This window comes from Pseudomonas sp. MH9.2 (assembly GCF_034353875.1).
Lineage (GTDB): Bacteria > Pseudomonadota > Gammaproteobacteria > Pseudomonadales > Pseudomonadaceae > Aquipseudomonas.
Window position 1 is genome coordinate 3,101,240 of sequence record NZ_CP133784.1, and the last position, 15,539, is coordinate 3,116,778.

The 15,539-nt window shown below is 59.1% G+C and carries 11 protein-coding genes and 1 pseudogene; 6 read left to right on the forward strand and 6 right to left on the reverse strand.

Annotated features, from left to right (window positions below):
• Positions 1-368: 368 nt before the first annotated feature.
• From tssI to RHM55_RS14635, 6 genes are read left to right on the forward strand one after another with little or no spacing between them, the layout of a single operon-like run.
• On the forward strand, positions 369-2,480 hold the full coding sequence (tssI, locus tag RHM55_RS14610) for a type VI secretion system tip protein TssI/VgrG (protein ID WP_322177063.1): 2,112 nt from the start codon (positions 369-371) through the stop codon (positions 2,478-2,480).
• Between the two features lie 39 nt (positions 2,481-2,519).
• A complete protein-coding gene (locus RHM55_RS14615; RefSeq protein ID WP_322177064.1) occupies positions 2,520-3,329 on the forward strand; it encodes a DUF4123 domain-containing protein in 810 nt (269 codons plus the stop codon).
• Positions 3,326-3,847, forward strand: coding sequence for a DUF3304 domain-containing protein (locus tag RHM55_RS14620; protein ID WP_322177065.1), 522 nt, complete (start codon positions 3,326-3,328; stop codon positions 3,845-3,847). The genes RHM55_RS14615 and RHM55_RS14620 overlap by 4 nt, the downstream gene beginning before the upstream one ends.
• Positions 3,832-4,389, forward strand: a complete 558-nt coding sequence (locus RHM55_RS14625) for a DUF3304 domain-containing protein (protein WP_322177066.1) — start codon at positions 3,832-3,834, stop codon at positions 4,387-4,389. Before RHM55_RS14620 ends, RHM55_RS14625 begins: the two co-directional genes overlap by 16 nt.
• Complete coding sequence (locus tag RHM55_RS14630) at positions 4,374-4,931, forward strand: DUF3304 domain-containing protein (RefSeq protein WP_322177067.1); 558 nt, start codon at positions 4,374-4,376, stop codon at positions 4,929-4,931. The genes RHM55_RS14625 and RHM55_RS14630 overlap by 16 nt, the downstream gene beginning before the upstream one ends.
• Positions 4,916-7,498 (forward strand): DUF2235 domain-containing protein, encoded by a 2,583-nt coding sequence (locus RHM55_RS14635; RefSeq protein WP_322177068.1) that lies wholly within the window; start codon positions 4,916-4,918, stop codon positions 7,496-7,498. The genes RHM55_RS14630 and RHM55_RS14635 overlap by 16 nt, the downstream gene beginning before the upstream one ends.
• 224 nt (positions 7,499-7,722) lie before the next feature.
• Here the strand turns inward: RHM55_RS14635 and RHM55_RS14640 are convergent.
• From RHM55_RS14640 to tssJ, 6 genes and pseudogenes are all read right to left on the reverse strand, one after another.
• Positions 7,723-8,586, reverse strand: a pseudogene (locus RHM55_RS14640) (serine/threonine-protein kinase); the annotation flags it as partial.
• A 14-nt stretch (positions 8,587-8,600) separates the two neighbouring features.
• Positions 8,601-9,317: a PP2C family serine/threonine-protein phosphatase gene (locus tag RHM55_RS14645; RefSeq protein ID WP_322177069.1), complete on the reverse strand. Its 717-nt coding sequence runs from the start codon at positions 9,315-9,317 to the stop codon at positions 8,601-8,603.
• Positions 9,317-12,814: a type VI secretion system membrane subunit TssM gene (gene tssM, locus RHM55_RS14650; protein ID WP_322177070.1), complete on the reverse strand. Its 3,498-nt coding sequence runs from the start codon at positions 12,812-12,814 to the stop codon at positions 9,317-9,319. The genes RHM55_RS14645 and tssM overlap by 1 nt, the downstream gene beginning before the upstream one ends.
• A complete protein-coding gene (gene icmH, locus RHM55_RS14655; protein WP_322177071.1) occupies positions 12,811-13,707 on the reverse strand; it encodes a type IVB secretion system protein IcmH/DotU in 897 nt (298 codons plus the stop codon). Before icmH ends, tssM begins: the two co-directional genes overlap by 4 nt.
• Entirely contained in the window at positions 13,704-15,035 is a 1,332-nt protein-coding gene (gene tssK, locus RHM55_RS14660) for a type VI secretion system baseplate subunit TssK (RefSeq protein ID WP_322177072.1), read from the reverse strand. The genes icmH and tssK overlap by 4 nt, the downstream gene beginning before the upstream one ends.
• Positions 15,036-15,037: 2 nt before the next feature.
• Positions 15,038-15,538 carry a type VI secretion system lipoprotein TssJ gene (gene tssJ, locus RHM55_RS14665; protein ID WP_322177073.1) on the reverse strand — a complete coding sequence of 167 codons (501 nt, stop codon included), beginning with the start codon at positions 15,536-15,538 and terminating at the stop codon, positions 15,038-15,040.
• Position 15,539 lies beyond the last annotated feature (1 nt).

Below are 15,539 nucleotides of genomic sequence, written 5' to 3' on the forward strand. Positions count from 1 at the left end.
ACCCTTCGCAAACTGGCCCTGGCCGCCGTCCACTTGCTGGAAACAGCACAGGCTTTGGTCGAGTCAGCGCTGGTCAGGAATCAACCGGTTTCGGCCAGGAAGGGCTGAAGGGAGGCGAGTTAGAGCGTTGTGTCTAACGGATTCCACTGCATCGCTATCGAATGCCAGCGCCAACTTTATTGTTTCTATTCCATTCAAATATCCCCCCCGCCACCCCAAAACCGCCGTTCTCACGAACAGCGGTTTTTTTATGGGTCAACATTTCAGACCTTTCCTGCAACACGGCAAGGATTTGGCCTACAGACGATAAAAAACCTTTCACCGAACATGCCTTGGACAACTCTCCTTACAAAAGCCAGGACAGCGGAATGCCGACATTAGCTAATCAGCCAGACTTTAGCCTGACCATTGCCAGGCTAAAGCGGGATTACAACCTGCAGGTTCTTCAATTCACGGGGCAGGAAGGGTTAAACCAGCCATTTTGTTTCGATATTGAACTGGTCAGTGACCGCCCGGCGCTGGACCTGAATGACTATCTGCATAAGTCCGCGTTCCTCTCCCTCGGCGGTAAAAAGGGTTATGGCTTTCATGGCCTGATCCACGAGTTCGTTCAAGGCCAAACCCACTGGAAAGCCACCCATTACCACCTGAAACTGGTGCCACAGCTGTTTTACCTTGAGCACCGGACCAACCAGCGCATCTTTCAAAAAAAGACAGTGAAACAAATCATCGCCCAGGTGCTGGAAGAGCACGGCATCCTCTCGGATCGCTATCGCTTCGAGCTGGATGCCCGACACTATGAGCCCCGGAACTATTGCACCCAGTACAAAGAGAGCGACTTGTATTTCGTACAACGCTTGTGCGAGGAAGAAGGCCTCAGTTTTCGCTTCGAACACAGTCAAAACAGCCACATCCTGGTCTTCGCTGACCACCAGGACCGGTTCAATCGTCTGCCTGAGTCCACGGTGTATGTACCCGACAACGGCATGAACGCCGAGACCGTGGCCGTTAAGTCGTTCAGCGTGGGGATCAAAGGCAGAACCTCGCGGGTCACCCGCCGTCACTACGACTTTGAAACATCGAGCCGTCCTCTGGAATCAGCCTCCAGAGGCGATGATCGCGAGGCGTGGGATCACTTTCAGGAGTTGGAAAACTTCACCTACCCCGCGTATTTCAAAACCGCAGACCACGGGCGGCAGGTTGCGCGTAAATCGCTGGAAAGACTCCAATTGAACGCGTGCGTGGCGCGCGGGGCAAGCGACCAGCCGATGCTGCTCAGCGGCCACTTGTTTGCCCTTGAGGACCATCCGCGCAAGGACTGGAACACTCACTGGCTGCTCAATCACCTCACTCACCGTGGCCGGGCTCCGCAAGTGATGGAAGCCCTTAACAGCACGGCCCCCGAAGCGAAGGACGGTTTTGTCCAGGGCTACCAGAACACCTTCACCGCCACCCCTGAGCACGTGATTTATCGACCGCCACTGGATCACCCCAAGCCCGTGGTACTGGTCAGCCAGACCGCCACGGTCTGCGGCCCCAAGGATGAAGAGATTTACTGCGACGAATACGGCCGGGTCAAAGTTCGTTTCCGGTGGGACCGGTCCGGCTCAACCGACGAACTCAGCAGCTGCTGGGTGCGCGTGGTCACTGGCTGGGCGGGCAGTGGCTACGGCAGCAGCGTCATTCCACGGGTCGGCATGGAAGTGGTGATCGGCTATGACGAAGGCGATCCCGACTCGCCGATGCTCACCGGTTACCTGTTCAACAAGGCCAACACCGTGCCTTACCCGCTGCCCGCCAATAAAACCCGCAGCGTATTCAAATCACTTTCCTATCCAGGCGGAGGGGGTGGAAATGAAGTTCACATTGAGGATCGCAAGGGCAAAGAACGCATCTACCTGCACGCCCAACGCGACTTCCTGACCCTCGCCCGCAACGACCACACCCTTGAGGTGGATAACGAACAGCACACCACCATCAAAGCCAACGCCTACAGCGAATACCACGCCGAAGAACACCACACCACCCATGGCCTGCGCAAAACCCAGCTCAACGCCGACGACTCGCTGAACATCGCGGGCAGCAGCTACACCCAGGTCGCACACGCCGCCGTCATCCGCGCCGGGCAGGATCTGCACCTGCAATCGGGTATCAACGTGGCCATCGATGCCCAGGGTTTTCTCACGCTCAAGGGCGCAGGCCAGCACCTGGTGTTCACCCCGGCCGGGATTTTCAGCAGCAGCCTGATCACCGTCGGCGGTGCCCCCATCCCCGGCACCCCGCCCGCGATTCAACGGCCACAACTGCCCGGCGAAAGCGCACAAGAAGCCGCCGGCCGATTGATGGCGCTGTCGCCGTCGTTGCCGGAATTTTCCTGGGAGCACGAACCGGAGCCCGTTGAGGTGCTGCCGGAGCCAGCGGTGTGTGAAGAGTGCTTGCAGGCGGCTCAAGACGAACTCGAGGGCTTTGCGACCCGCTAATGCTCCAGTTCTTTTACCTACCAACTTCGGGACCCCACCATGGACTTTGAAATCCCCGCGTGTCTGCGTGACCTGAAACAACACGCAGACGCAGCAAGCCTCGACCACCTCGACATGATCATCAACGCCACGTTGCTGGATTACCCCTTGCTGCAACGGCTGGCCGAACTCGACCCGCCGCCCTTGCACACACCGCTGCTTGAGGGCACGCCGGAACACGCACTGGCCGCACAAGGCCCTGTGCATGTTCGTGTGTTCTGGGCACATGCGGCCCAGGTGAACTGGCTGGGGACGTTTGTCAGGGCGTTCGAACGCGAGTCCCGCGTGCTGTCGCTGTTAAGCCCCTGGCCGTTCGACGCGTTGAGTGAGCACCTGCGTTATTACACCCAGGCGCATTGGGACAAAGGCGCCAAGAGCGGCATCCTGCGTTACTACGACAACCGGTTGTTCAAGCACATCAGTGGCGTGTTTATCGAAGACGCGGCTCGCGACTTCCATGCCCCCGTCATCAGTTGGCACTGGACCGATCGCGATCACAAAGCGCAGATCATCGGTGGCTATAACCTCCCCTTTCACGAATTTACCCGCCCCAGTACGGCCTTGATGATGGACGCGTTTCAGGTCGAGTCCGTGTGCATGTGGAGTGATGCCGAGCAATGGGAGAAAACCCACGGTCTGTCGAAACGAAACTACCGGGTCGGCAAGGAACAACGAGTCTCCCTGCTTTATTTGGGGCACCTCGCCGCCAGTGACCTCCACCTTGAGGGCGAGGAGCACCGGGCATTTATGATCGAGTGGCTGGCCCGACACCTACCCGAAGACCTGCCGCAGACCGGTGGTTGGGCATGAGGCGCCCGCTCGCGCTTTGCCTGCTGACCTGCCTTGCGCTGCAAGCCTGCAGCCAATCATTGCCCGACCGACTCGGCGCGCCCATCGAGGGGTACAGCCACACCTCGGCGGCGATCAATTACTTCATGGTCAACGGCAACGGCGGTCCGAACATCGGCCCTTACGGCGGGGGCGGTAGCCAGAACTGCTGCGTGAGCCTGCCCCGCCAGTGGCACCCCGGCCTGACCGTGGTGGTGGAGTGGGAGAAGGATCCGAATACCGGTGACTCAGTTAACTGGCCCAAACCTCGCTACTCAGATGCTTGGCGAAAGGCCGCAAGAGAACACCAATCCAAATACACCCGCCATCGCGCCGTCGTGGAGGTGGCGCCGTATGAGCAACTCGGGTTGGTCAATGTGCACTTTCTGCCTTGCGATCAAGTCAAGGTGGCCGCCAGTCCTAGCTACCACGGTCGCCCAAATCACCCCTACAACTACCCAATGAAAATGGAAGTCCCTGCCGTATGTCCCGCACCCTAAACCCTGGCGCCTCACGCCGAAGGTCAGCACTTTGGGTGGCGGCTGCGCTGACCTGCCTTGCGCTTCAAGCGTGCAGCCAATCATTGCCCGACCGACTTGGCGCGCCTATCGAGGGCTACAGCCATACCTCGGCGGCGATCAACTACTTCATGGTCAACGGCAACGGCGGGCCGAACATCGGGCCTTACGGCGGGGGCGGCAGCCAGAACTGCTGCGTGAGCCTGCCGCGCAAGTGGCATCCCGGCCTGACCGTGGTGGTGGAGTGGGAGAAGGATCCGACGCCCTTTGATTCCGCAACATGGTCCGAACCGCGCTATTCCGACGCATGGCGCGCACGGATGAAAGAACAGAAATCCAAAAATACCCGCCATCGCGCCGTCGTGGAGGTGGCTCCGTATGAGCAACTCGGGTTGGTCAATGTGCATTTTCTGCCTTGCGATCAAGTCAAGGTCGCCGCCAGTCCCAGCTACCACGGGCGCCCCAATCACCCCTACAACTACCCCCTCAAGATGGAAGTCCCTGCCAAATGTCCCGCACCTTAAACCCTGGCGCCCCACGCCGAAGGCCAGCGCTTTGGGCGGCGGCTGCGCTCGCTTGCCTTGCGCTGCAAGCCTGCAGCAAATCACTGCCCGACCGACTGGGCGCGCCTATCGAGGGCTACAGCCATACCTCGGCGGCGATCAATTACTTCATGGTCAACGGTAACGGCGGCCCGAACATCGGCCCTTACGGCGGGGGCGGCAAGCAGAACTGCTGCGTGAGCCTGCCGCGCCAGTGGCATCCCGGCCTGACCGTGGTGGTGGAGTGGGAGAAGGATCCGACGCCCTTTGATTCCGCCACATGGTCCGAACCGCGATATTCCGATGCATGGCGCGCGCGGATGAAAGAGCAGAAATCCAAAAACACCCGCCATCGCGCCGTCGTGGAGGTGGCGCCGTATGAAGAACTCGGCGTCATCGATGTTCATTTCTTGCCCTGCAACCAAGTTGCCGTTTCGGCTGTCGCCGTTACGCCCGGCCAAGCCGGTTATCCCTTCAACTACCCGTCCAAAATGGAAGAGCCCTCGGTATGTCCAACACTTTGAATTCAGGCTCTCAACGCCCGGCCCCGGCGCCTTTAACGCCGACCCCGCCGTTCCCAAAAGAGGGGCTGCTGCCGCGCACGTCCGAGGATGTGGCGCTTAACTACCGCACACAGTATCGGCCCAAACTGTTGGCGGCCTATGCGGCTAAACGGGCCGCCAAGGCGGCGGGTGAAACCTATTCCGGCGCGCCGTGCATCAATGTGCTGAACATCACCCTGTGTTTCGACGGCACCAACAACCACGAACCCTCGGACAAACTCGGTCAGCCCCCGAGCACCAGCAACGTGGCACGGCTTTACCACGCCAGCGTCGGTGCCAACTCAGGCACAGAGCAGAGCCGGGCGAACACAAACGGGTTTTACGCCTATTACATGCAAGGGGTCGGCACCGAGTTCAAGGAAATCGGCGAGTTCGAACCACAAGATCTGGGGCTGATCGGCGCGGTCGGCGGCGAGAACCGGATCAATTGGGGCATCACGCGCCTGCTGGATGCTGTGGGTCGGGCCTGCGGCGAAGACCCGCTGACCGTAGATGCAGCCTTCGAACTGGTGCAAAAAATGGGCACCTCGTTCACTGAAGAGATGCTCGGTGCGACGCTGATCAAAAGTGGCGACAGCCGTCGGCAAGAGGCCCTGCAAGTGCCATTGCTGGCATTGCAAAAAAAGGTCGACTACGTGCATGCGCGCAAGACCAAACCGCGGATCATCGGCCTGCGCCTGTACGTGTACGGCTTTTCCCGGGGCGCCGCCGAAGCCCGGGCCTTTGCCACCTGGCTGGAGAGCCTGACCCAGGTCGAGGTCGAGGGTGAAACCTGTTACCTGTTTGCCGGCCTGCCGATCTGCATTGCCTTCCTGGGCCTGTTCGACACCGTGGCCTCCACCGGCATGGCCTACGCGATGCCCTTCGCCGAGGGCCATATGGGGTGGGCCGATGACTGCATGCGCCTGCCAGCGTCGGAGACGTTTCTGGAGCGCTGCGTGCATCTGGTCGCGGCCCATGAGCAACGGGTCTGTTTCCCGGTGGACTCGATCCGGCGCAAAAACGACCCCGATGACCCGAATGGCCCTTCGACCTACCGCGCCAATACGGTCGAATACCTGTACCCCGGCATGCACTCCGATGTCGGTGGTGGGTATTCGCCGGGCGATCAGGGCAAGTCGCTGGGTGGCCCTCAGGACGTGATGTCGCAGATTCCGTTGCAGCATATGTACGCCGAAGCTTATGCCGTAGGTGCACCGTTACAGGCTCCGAAAGACGTGCTCAGCGACGAACAGAGACAGGTCTGGCCGTGGCTGGCAATGGCGGAAGAAACAGAAATCGCCTTCGACATCTCCGAAACCCTCACCCTCCGTTTCAACACCTGGCTCGCCCACCACAAAACCGGCCCGCTGGAAGGCGCCTTGGCCGGTGAGCAGGCGCTGTTGACGGGGTGGCGGATCAATCGTTATGGCAGCTATCACTTCAGGACAACCTCCGCCTACCAGCATGTCAACGGCAAGGACATGACCCAGGAGGAATGGGATGCCCTTAAAGCGCTGCATGAGCGACAACTGGCCGAGAACAAGGCCAACCATGAGGGCCAACCGCTCAAGGAATTGTCAGGCACCTCGCTGGCAACGCATCAGGAATATCGGGCGCTCAAACAGGGTTATGAACAACGCGTCGGCGCGGCACAACCCATCGACTTTAATACCCATAAAGCCTTTGAACCCACGCTCGATCAGCGCCAGATGGACAGGGCCATGACCGAGTTCGGTCGCGACTATGACCCGAGCAACTGGTCGCTGGCGTTGGCCGGTGACGCCATCAGTTGGGCGACCATTCCCCATCTGCTGTTCGGGGGGTTGATATACCTGACCAACGAGCAGGATGAAGCCCAGGAATACCGTGACCTGCGCACCTCTGGTAACCAGGCTTACCTGGCGCTCTATGACTTAAAAACCGCCGAGCCCCTGACCGACACCGCTCGCACGCTCACCGACTTTTTCGACGAACAGGTCCACGATTCACGCGCCTGGTTCATGAACTCAACGGCCTTGGGCGAGCGCGAAGTGTTCAGTGATTACTTCCGCTACCGCTGCATCTTTTTCGACACCGAATCCAACAAGTCCCTGTCGCCGGTGGCGAGGGCCGGGCAAGTGATTGGGGTGGGTATTGCGGTGGCCAGTGTCGGTTTGAGCATCAAGCGCCACGACCCGCGTTATCTGGTGGGTCTGCTGATTCCATCGCTGGGCATCCCCGTGTTTCGCGGCAAGGTGGGCTTTCCGCAAGTCAGCGCGTTTGATTCTGTCACGGGCATCGCCCTGCCGATGCTGGACAATCTCGACAACATTCGGGCGTTCAGCAAAGACCCTGGCGATATGCTGAAAATGGTGAAGGCCTTGCCCACACCGCCGGCCCTCAGCGCAGAAACCGCGACCACGCCTGAGTTGCAAAAACTGCTCAAGGCCACGGAAACGGCGAAGGCTTTGGCGAAGGTTAAGGACCTGCTCGACACGTTGCCCGATGAATCGAAGATGGGGTTGTTGGATCAGGTGAAGGGAGCATTGGGTAGCGGGGTAAGTTGATGACCGCTTCGCAGCGGGACGCGTAGTTGCAAGCCTGCTCCCATAATGGAACGCACTCGTCCGTAGGAGCTGACTTGTCTGCGAATAAGCCCGGTACGGGCTTCCGGCAGGTTTGGGTTTAACTCACAATTTGCGCTTGCGCGGTGAGGGGCAAGACGGTATCTACAAGTAATGTTCTATTTCAAACGGTTATTGCTTGCTTGATAAGAGCAGGCTTGCCGGGATTAGAACCAGCGCCAGGATTTGGCGGGAGGTGCGGCTCGGAAAAAATCGCGTAATGCAGCGGCATCTATCGTGCGTTTTTTCGGGTTCAGCGCCAGCGCGGTTCGCAGGGCCGGCCAGCAGGTTTTGGGCAGGTGTTTGGGCTTTTTCAGTTTTCGGTCCAGTTTTTTCTCGCGGGCTTCGACGCCCGTCAGTCGCTGGAAAGGATGTTTGCCGCCCGCCAGTTCGAACAGCACACAGGCGACAGCGTAAACATCGGTGCTCATCGACAAGGGGCCGCCTTCGAGTAACTCGGGGGCCGCGTAGTTAGGTGTCCAGGCCTTGATGCGCTCGCGGCTCAGGGTCGGCAGCCCTGGAAGGACGCCGTCCATGGCCTGCCCGAGGCCAAAGTCGAACAGGCGCACGCCGTCTTCGGTGAGCATCACGTTGCTGGGCTTCAAGTCACCGTGCAGCACGCCTCGGCCATGGGCATGCGCTAGGGCGTCCAGCAATTCGATGGCGATATCGCGCAGTTCGATCCAGGGTACGCCGAGTGGCCGTTCGCACAGCAAGCGGTCCAGCGGCAGACCTTGCATCAGCTCCATGGTGATAAAGGCCCGCCCACAGGCCGAGTCCACGTCGAAATCAAACATCTGCATCACGCCGGGGTGGCGCAGGTGTCGGGTCAACGCGAACTCGCTGTACAGCAACGCGTTGGCATCCGGCGTTTCTGCGAACGCTTCGCCGAGGATTTTCACGGCTATCTCGGCGCCAGTTTCACCGAACTGCTCATGCAATAAATCCCGCGCCCGATAGACCGTGCCCATGCCACCGGCACCCAGCAAACGCTCAATGCGATAACGGCCAGCCAGCACGTCGGGCAGCGGTGGCAGGGGCTCGGTCATTGGCTGATCACCACGGCGGTCAGGTTGTCCCGCGCGCTGCCACGTCGTACTTCGTCGAACAGCGCGTGCATCGATTCCAGGCTCAAGGCTTCGCGCAACATTTCGTTGTCGAGGCCCTGATAAAACCCGTCACTGCACAACAAAAACACATCGCCCGAACACACCTCCAACTCCAGCACTTCCAGCTTCAGCTGGTCGGTGGCACCTATGGCGCGGGTCAGTGCGCGGGCGTTGGGGGATTGGCTGGCTTGTTCGGGCGTCATTTTTTGCTCGTCGATCAGTTGCTCCAGCAGCGAGTGATCGCGGGTCAATTGATGCAGACGACCCTCGCGCAGCAGGTAGCAACGGCTGTCACCCGCCCAGACACAGGCGCCGCGTGTGCCGTCGATCAACAGTGCCACCACCGTACTGCCCATGATGCTGTCGCGGCGATCCGGGGTGATGGTCAACTCCTGACTCATTCGTCGATTGAGCCAGTGCAGACACTTGCGCACGGCAATCACACGCTCGTCGAAGCGGCCCTCCTCGGGCAGTTCGGCGAGGTGGGTGATAATCATCTGGCTGGCGACATCGCCACACTGATAACCGCCCATGCCATCGGCGACCGCCCACAATCCGTGCTGCGGACAGTCAAGAAACGCGTCCTCGTTGCGCGCCCGCACCTTGCCGGTGTCGGTACGCGCCACACTGCGCCAAGGGTTGGCCGGCCCCATCAGAGCTGCGCCGGCAGACGGAAGCTGCGTAAGCCTTCGACGTCGAACGGGTTCGGCGAGCGCTGACTGAGCAACAGGTAGTTGGCGCGCAGGCCACCCACATCGGCCTTGAGCACCATCACATCGCGGCCTTTCAGGTATTCGGTTTGCATCAGATCGAACAGGCGGAACAACGACCACGGGCCGGTATTTTTCTCGATGCCCACCGGGCGACCGACCATTTTTTCCAGCACCAGACTCGTGCGCCCGTCTTCGGCGTCGGTTGGCCAACTGAACGACATCGGCACGATAGGGCCGTGGCGGTAGTCCATCTGCTGATTGCCGAAACGGAATTCGGCACGGCTCACGGTTGGGTCCAGGGTGTAGGGCTCAAGCTTGAATTGCACCTGTGGCTCGTTCGAGTTCTGCGCAAAGAAGCTTTGACGGATGACCTGCACGTGGCCCATTTGCGCCAGGTACAGACGAGACATCGGCAAGCTGCGGCCGTCGATGCTGCGCAGACGGTAGTTGCCCGCGCTGCCACTGACGAAGGGCCGCATGTAGGTATCGAAGAATCGATCCGCAACGCCTTGGGCCTTGAAGAACTCGCGGAAATCGCTGATGGCGACGTCGCTGGTGCTGTGGGCATTGAACGGATAACGCTGATGCAGCGCCTTGCTGTAGAACGCGTGCAGTTCCGTCTGATAACGCTGATTCAGGTACTGATAGGTGTCGTCGAGCACCAGCATCCAGGTGTCTTCGGCCAACACGTCCAGCCAGCCACTGATGGGGCGTGGCAAACGGCTGGTTGCACCGCGCAGGCTATTCAGCGCATCACGCTGGCCGCTCATGCGCAGCTTCGCCATTTCGTAAGCCGCCTGTTCCGGCTGACTGGAACGCGCCAGGCTCGCGACCTGCAATTGCAGATCGTTGAGCGCTTGCAGGGTTGGCATCAGCTCTGCTGCCGGACCGTTGTTGGCGTCCAGCAGTTGATGCAACGGTTCGAAACGGCGCTGCATGGATTTCTTTGCAGTGTCCGGCAGACTTTTGGCGAGTGTGCCTTGCGCCTTACCGGCTGCCGCAGCGGCGACTTTGCCTATGGCGCCCAATTTGCCGCCCGCATCGCCGACCGCTTCGGCCAGTTGCTCGGTGCTTTCGCTGAGGTCCGGGAAACGGGTGTTGTCGCGTACTTCCACCAACAGTTGCAGCAGCGGTGAATTGGCGGCAGTCAGGCCAGCAAGTTGACTAGCACCCTCGCCCGCGCTGCTGAATGGCTGCAAACCCATTTGGCCGATGGCTTCGCCCCAATGGTTGGCGTAGTCACGGAAATACAGCTGCTCCAGTTCGACCATCAAGCGCCGCAAGTCCATGCCGCTGATGCCGGTGCTTTCACCCAGTACCCAGTTATCCCGCAGGATTTCGTTCACCAGACTCGCACCCTGGGTGGTGAAAAATTGCTGATAACCGCGTTGGGTATAGAAGCCAGGAATCAGGTAATCGGTGCCGCTGAACAACGCGCCTTGTGGGCCGAGGTGCTGGCTGAGGCGGTATTCCGGCAAGCTGTGGGCTTGTTCACGCAGGGCGCGATACACCACAGCGGATTGCGATTCGGCCCGCAGGACCTGACGTGCCTGGGCCACCAAACCGTCGTTAAGTGGATAGACAAATCCGTGTGTGAGCAGGCGACTGAAATGCTCGTTCAAGCCGTTCTGCACCGGGGCGTTGCCGATGTAGCGCAGCGACCAATCGGCTGCAACCCATTCCTTGAGCCAAGTCGAATCACGGCGCTCGGTGAGGTTGAGCATCAGGTAGGCGCGCAGGCTGCCCAACAGCCGTTCGCGGTCGTTCATGTTGGCGCGTACTTGCGCTTCAAGGGTGCGGGCGACGCGTGGCAACAGCTGTTCTTTCAATTCACGCTGGTAGGCATCGTCGAGCACCGGGTAACTCGGCTCGCCCTGATAAAGCCCGTTGCGTTCATGCAACTGCACATCACTGAGCGCAGGGAATACGCGACTTGCAGCGTAGCCCGTGTCCAACAGCTGAAGCGCCGCCATGGCGTCATCTTGAGGCCCCAACTCGGCGTGCTGTTTAGTCAGGTTTTGCGCGAACTCTCGCAGTTGTTCAAGACGGCTGTGGTTGGCAGAAAAGCCAAGGGCCCAGAGCAGACCGCATACTCCCAGCGCAGAAAATGCCGTCACGTACAACGCACGCTGACCCCAGTGGATACGGCGGCGCTCGCGCTTGTTGAGGCCCGCGAGTTCGGCTTCGGGGAAGATCACTCGGCTTAGCAGGTGATTGATGAAGCGGGCCGAGCCGGTGAATAGCGGAAATGCCGCGTCGCTTTTTCCTGCGCCCTTGAGCGGGACGCCTGACTGAGTGGCGCTGGTCAGATAGAAGCCACGAAGTCGGCTGGCACTTTGGTAGCGATTGCCGCCCAATGTGTCCTTCACGAACTCGCACAGGCCTGGGCCAATCGCGCCCAATTTATGCGGGAAATCGAGAATAACGGCACTTCTCTCAGGCACACGCTCCTGATGCATGCGCGTGATCACCTGGCTATTGAGGCGTTGCAGCAGTGCTTCAAATTCCTGGCGCAACACCTTGAGATCATTGCCGTTCTGATCATCGGCAAAGCTCGCACCCAACACCTGATCGCTCTCCTGTTTTGTGAGCTGATCGAAAAACACCTCGAAGCCCGCAATCTCATCCGCTTTGCTGAGCACCAGGTACACCGGCAGATCAACGCGTAGTTGCTGACGAATATCCTTCAGGCGGCTGCGCAATGTCGTTGAGAGACGCTTTAGTTCATCCGGCCCATCGCTTTTTTTGCGACCCAACAGCTCGGCTGGAACCGTAATGATGACCCCATTGAGTGGTCGGTTTCGGCGACGCATGCGCAGTAGATTGAGGAGGGTTTTCCAGGTGTGTTGGTCAGCATCGTCCTTCGAATCCAGAGCGGATCCACCGGTATCAATCAACACACCCTGTTCACCGAAGTACCATTCGTAAAACGTTGGGCTCGGCTCTGCCTTGGTGTCGACTTCGTTAAGTGGAAACTCCAGACCCGAGTGTTTCAGCAGGCTGCTCTTGCCGCTCTTCTCCGGGCCGATCAACAAATACCACGGCAAATCGTTGCGCCAGCGCTCGCTGCGTCCGCGATACAGGCTGGCGGTTTTCAGGGTTCGAAGCGCTTTTTTGAACAGTTTGCGCAGCCGCTTATCTTTATTCGCGATGTCCTGCTCAAGCTTCAGACGGGCGTTGCCAGCCTCGCTTCCTTCGGCTTCCTGTTTACGCTGTGTGCTCCGCCAGCTTTCAAAAACGACGAACAGACCCCATGCCAGAAACAGCGCGCTGATGCTCAGCAAACGAGCGCTCGCGTCTTCCCAGAACTTGTAATCGTCAACGGCCAGCAGCGGCCCCAGAAACCACACTGCAAGCGCGGCCAACAGGACCAGCAACAGCGTCCAGACCCACGTCTTTCCGAGGAAGGTCGCCAGCTTTTTAAAGAATATTTTCATCGTGCTTCCCTGCCCTGCAACGGCGTTTGAGTCGTTGCAGCATCAAGCTGACGGTAAGGTTCAAGAACAGTCTCGCGCTGTTCGCTCAGTACCCAGGCGAACCCGGAATACATGACCGCCAGACACATCAGGGTGAACAGGACGACCAACCACCACGGGACGATGCGCACCAGGTTTCGGCGCTTGTCCTGGAGGCCATGCCAATGGGGCGACAGCTCACGCGGAACGTCGCCGCGCAGGTGGCGAATGGTTCGGTAGAGGCCATCGCGGATGTCTTCCAATTCGGTCTTTTCCTGGCCATCGACGCCGTATTTACCCCTGAACCCCAACGCCATACATAGGTACATCAGTTCAAGCAGGTGCAAGTGCTTGACCGGGTTGACGCTGTAACGGGTCAATATCTCGAAGAACGCTTCACCCCCAGAGGTTTTCTGGTGAAACTCGTTCAGCAGGGTCGTCTTGGACCATGTACTGCCCTCGCCTGCCTTGGTTTGCAGCACCGCCTCATCGACAAAGGTACAGAGCACATAGGACGCGTCATTCAGCAGATGACGCTCGGCGCCGAGCTTTGCAGCATGTGCTTGATACCCCTTTAGGTCAGCCAACAACGTGCTGTGTAGGGTTTCGAGGCTGGCCTTCTTGTCCAGTTTTTTGAGCCCCGCAACGGCCGACAGCACATGAGCGGCTGCGGCGACCAGCGGGTTAATACTTGCGCTGTAGGTGTGGAGCGAATGGCTTTGGGCGGATTGGTTTTTTTGGGCTTCCAGATCCTGGGTCTGGGTCGAAGCTGTCGCACCCGTCAGAGGCTCTATGCCAGGGCCGGGGCCAGATGCACCGTTGAAAACAGTTAAGTCATCCGCGCCGAGTTGTTTATCTGTCGTTAGATCACTCATTTCTTGATCGCCCAAAAATCGAGTTCAAGGGCAGCGATTTCGCTAGACACATGGAACGCAAAACCACCGGACTTCTTCAGTTGCGCCGATTCCTCGGTGTCCAGATCAAGAATGAAATAGGCCTTGTCGGCATGAAACGCGAGTTCCCGGGGGGCGACGGGCAGCGGTCTGAGCTTGAAGCCCGGCAGGTGTAGATTGACCAGATTGCGGATGGTTTCAACCGTGCCGATCTTGAGCTGGGCAGGCAGGCGATTGCGCAGTTCTTCAGCCGTGCAATGGGCGCCGGCTACCAGCACGAAGGTCGAGCTGTCGAAATGTTGATGGTCGGCGATTATCGCGACCTGGACACCGTAATCGCGAGCTGTGATCGGCAGCGGCGTCGCATGTTCTTCAAGCACCATCGCCATCAATTGGCGGAAAACATTCAACAGCGCTTCAAAGCTCAGGCTCAGATCGCTGTGTCTATAGTTGAGCGTCACGGGTACGCGCCTGTTGGCGCTGGCGAAAGTCGATAACTCACCCACCACCGTCAGTAGCGTGCGGTACAACTCCTCGGGGTGGACGTGTTGCAGATCTTTGTAATGAAGCAGGATCAACTGCGTGCGATTCATCATCTGCATGAGCATAAAATCACCCACCTCAGAGCCACCCATCTTGCCGTTGGAGCTCAGGCGCTCGGCCAAGGCCGCACAACGGGTGTCCACCAACCGGATCACTTCGTCCAAACGTCTCAGCAAATACTTCGAAGCCTTGGAATGAATGACCGTCGGCGAGTAACTGTCATTCATCGTGACCCCGCCATCCTCCGTGCAATCAGTGATCTCTCCCACCTTCAGCGTTACAAAAACCTGATCGCTTTGTTGCTCGCCCAGCAGCAAACAAAAATTCGGTCGGCCGCAGTGCACCTGACTTTCAATGCCCTCCCCGGCATTTGAATTGGCAATCGACATGTCGTAGATGGTGTAGCGCGCCAGCACGTCTTTATCTGTCTCCTCTCGGGCTTCGATGTAGTTGCCTGTCATCAGCGGCAGCCCGAGGTAGACCGCGGTTTTGCCGATGTTGTGCGGCACTTGCACCATCAGCGGCTCGATAAGACCCTCCAGGTTAAACAAGCTTCCGTCGGGGAGAATGCCGCTTGCGCGACTGAGTACCAGCTTGCCGATTTTTAAAGGTTCTACCTCGATCTCCAGCTCAAGAAACCCCCACATGTAACGCCCCAGCAACTGGGTGCGGGTTTTCATCTGGTGGTCGTAATAACGGTCGTTGTGCTGGAAGTGCTGTGGGCGCAGAAGCATGCCTTCGCGCCAAATCACTTTATGGGCGTTCATGGTCAGTCTCCTGCCGTGGCGAGTGGATTAAGCGCGTTGTGGATACCGGCCTGATCCAGGCGCAGCTCGGCGTAGGTCCGCTCGGTCGGCGACAGCTGGATCACATAGCGCCATTTGGTTTCTGGCAGGTCACGGTAGGCCGCCAGCACGCCGACATAGCGGCTGCCACTGTCGACGCTGAGCTTGAGGTCGATGCTTTCGCCCGGCCGTAACTCCAGCTCTTCACCGGCCACCCAATCGGGCGCCAGCGATTCCTTGGGCCGTTCATACAAGCTGAAAAAATCGCCATTCTCGAACGCCACCGGGTTCTTCAACTCCAGCAAGCGCAGCACAATCGGCGAGGGTCGACCGTGGAGGTCGGGGTTGAGTTGGTCACTGGCCGTCAGCTTTAAATCCAGCTTGGTCAGTTTGGAATACGGCGACAGCGTCGAGCACCCCGCCAGGAGCAACAGGGTCGCCATGGCGGCCAGAGTTTTGAAACGGGACATATTCAAACTGGACATG

Coding starts and splice junctions, on each gene's coding strand:
- tssJ (WP_322177073.1), bottom strand. CDS start 15,538: ATGTCCAGTTTGAATATGTCCCGTTTCAAAACTCTGGCCGCCATGGCG.
- RHM55_RS14620 (WP_322177065.1), top strand. CDS start 3,326: ATGAGGCGCCCGCTCGCGCTTTGCCTGCTGACCTGCCTTGCGCTGCAA.
- RHM55_RS14625 (WP_322177066.1), top strand. CDS start 3,832: ATGTCCCGCACCCTAAACCCTGGCGCCTCACGCCGAAGGTCAGCACTT.
- tssK (WP_322177072.1), bottom strand. CDS start 15,035: ATGAACGCCCATAAAGTGATTTGGCGCGAAGGCATGCTTCTGCGCCCA.
- icmH (WP_322177071.1), bottom strand. CDS start 13,707: ATGAGTGATCTAACGACAGATAAACAACTCGGCGCGGATGACTTAACT.
- tssM (WP_322177070.1), bottom strand. CDS start 12,814: ATGAAAATATTCTTTAAAAAGCTGGCGACCTTCCTCGGAAAGACGTGG.
- RHM55_RS14635 (WP_322177068.1), top strand. CDS start 4,916: ATGTCCAACACTTTGAATTCAGGCTCTCAACGCCCGGCCCCGGCGCCT.
- tssI (WP_322177063.1), top strand. CDS start 369: ATGCCGACATTAGCTAATCAGCCAGACTTTAGCCTGACCATTGCCAGG.
- RHM55_RS14615 (WP_322177064.1), top strand. CDS start 2,520: ATGGACTTTGAAATCCCCGCGTGTCTGCGTGACCTGAAACAACACGCA.
- RHM55_RS14645 (WP_322177069.1), bottom strand. CDS start 9,317: ATGGGGCCGGCCAACCCTTGGCGCAGTGTGGCGCGTACCGACACCGGC.
- RHM55_RS14630 (WP_322177067.1), top strand. CDS start 4,374: ATGTCCCGCACCTTAAACCCTGGCGCCCCACGCCGAAGGCCAGCGCTT.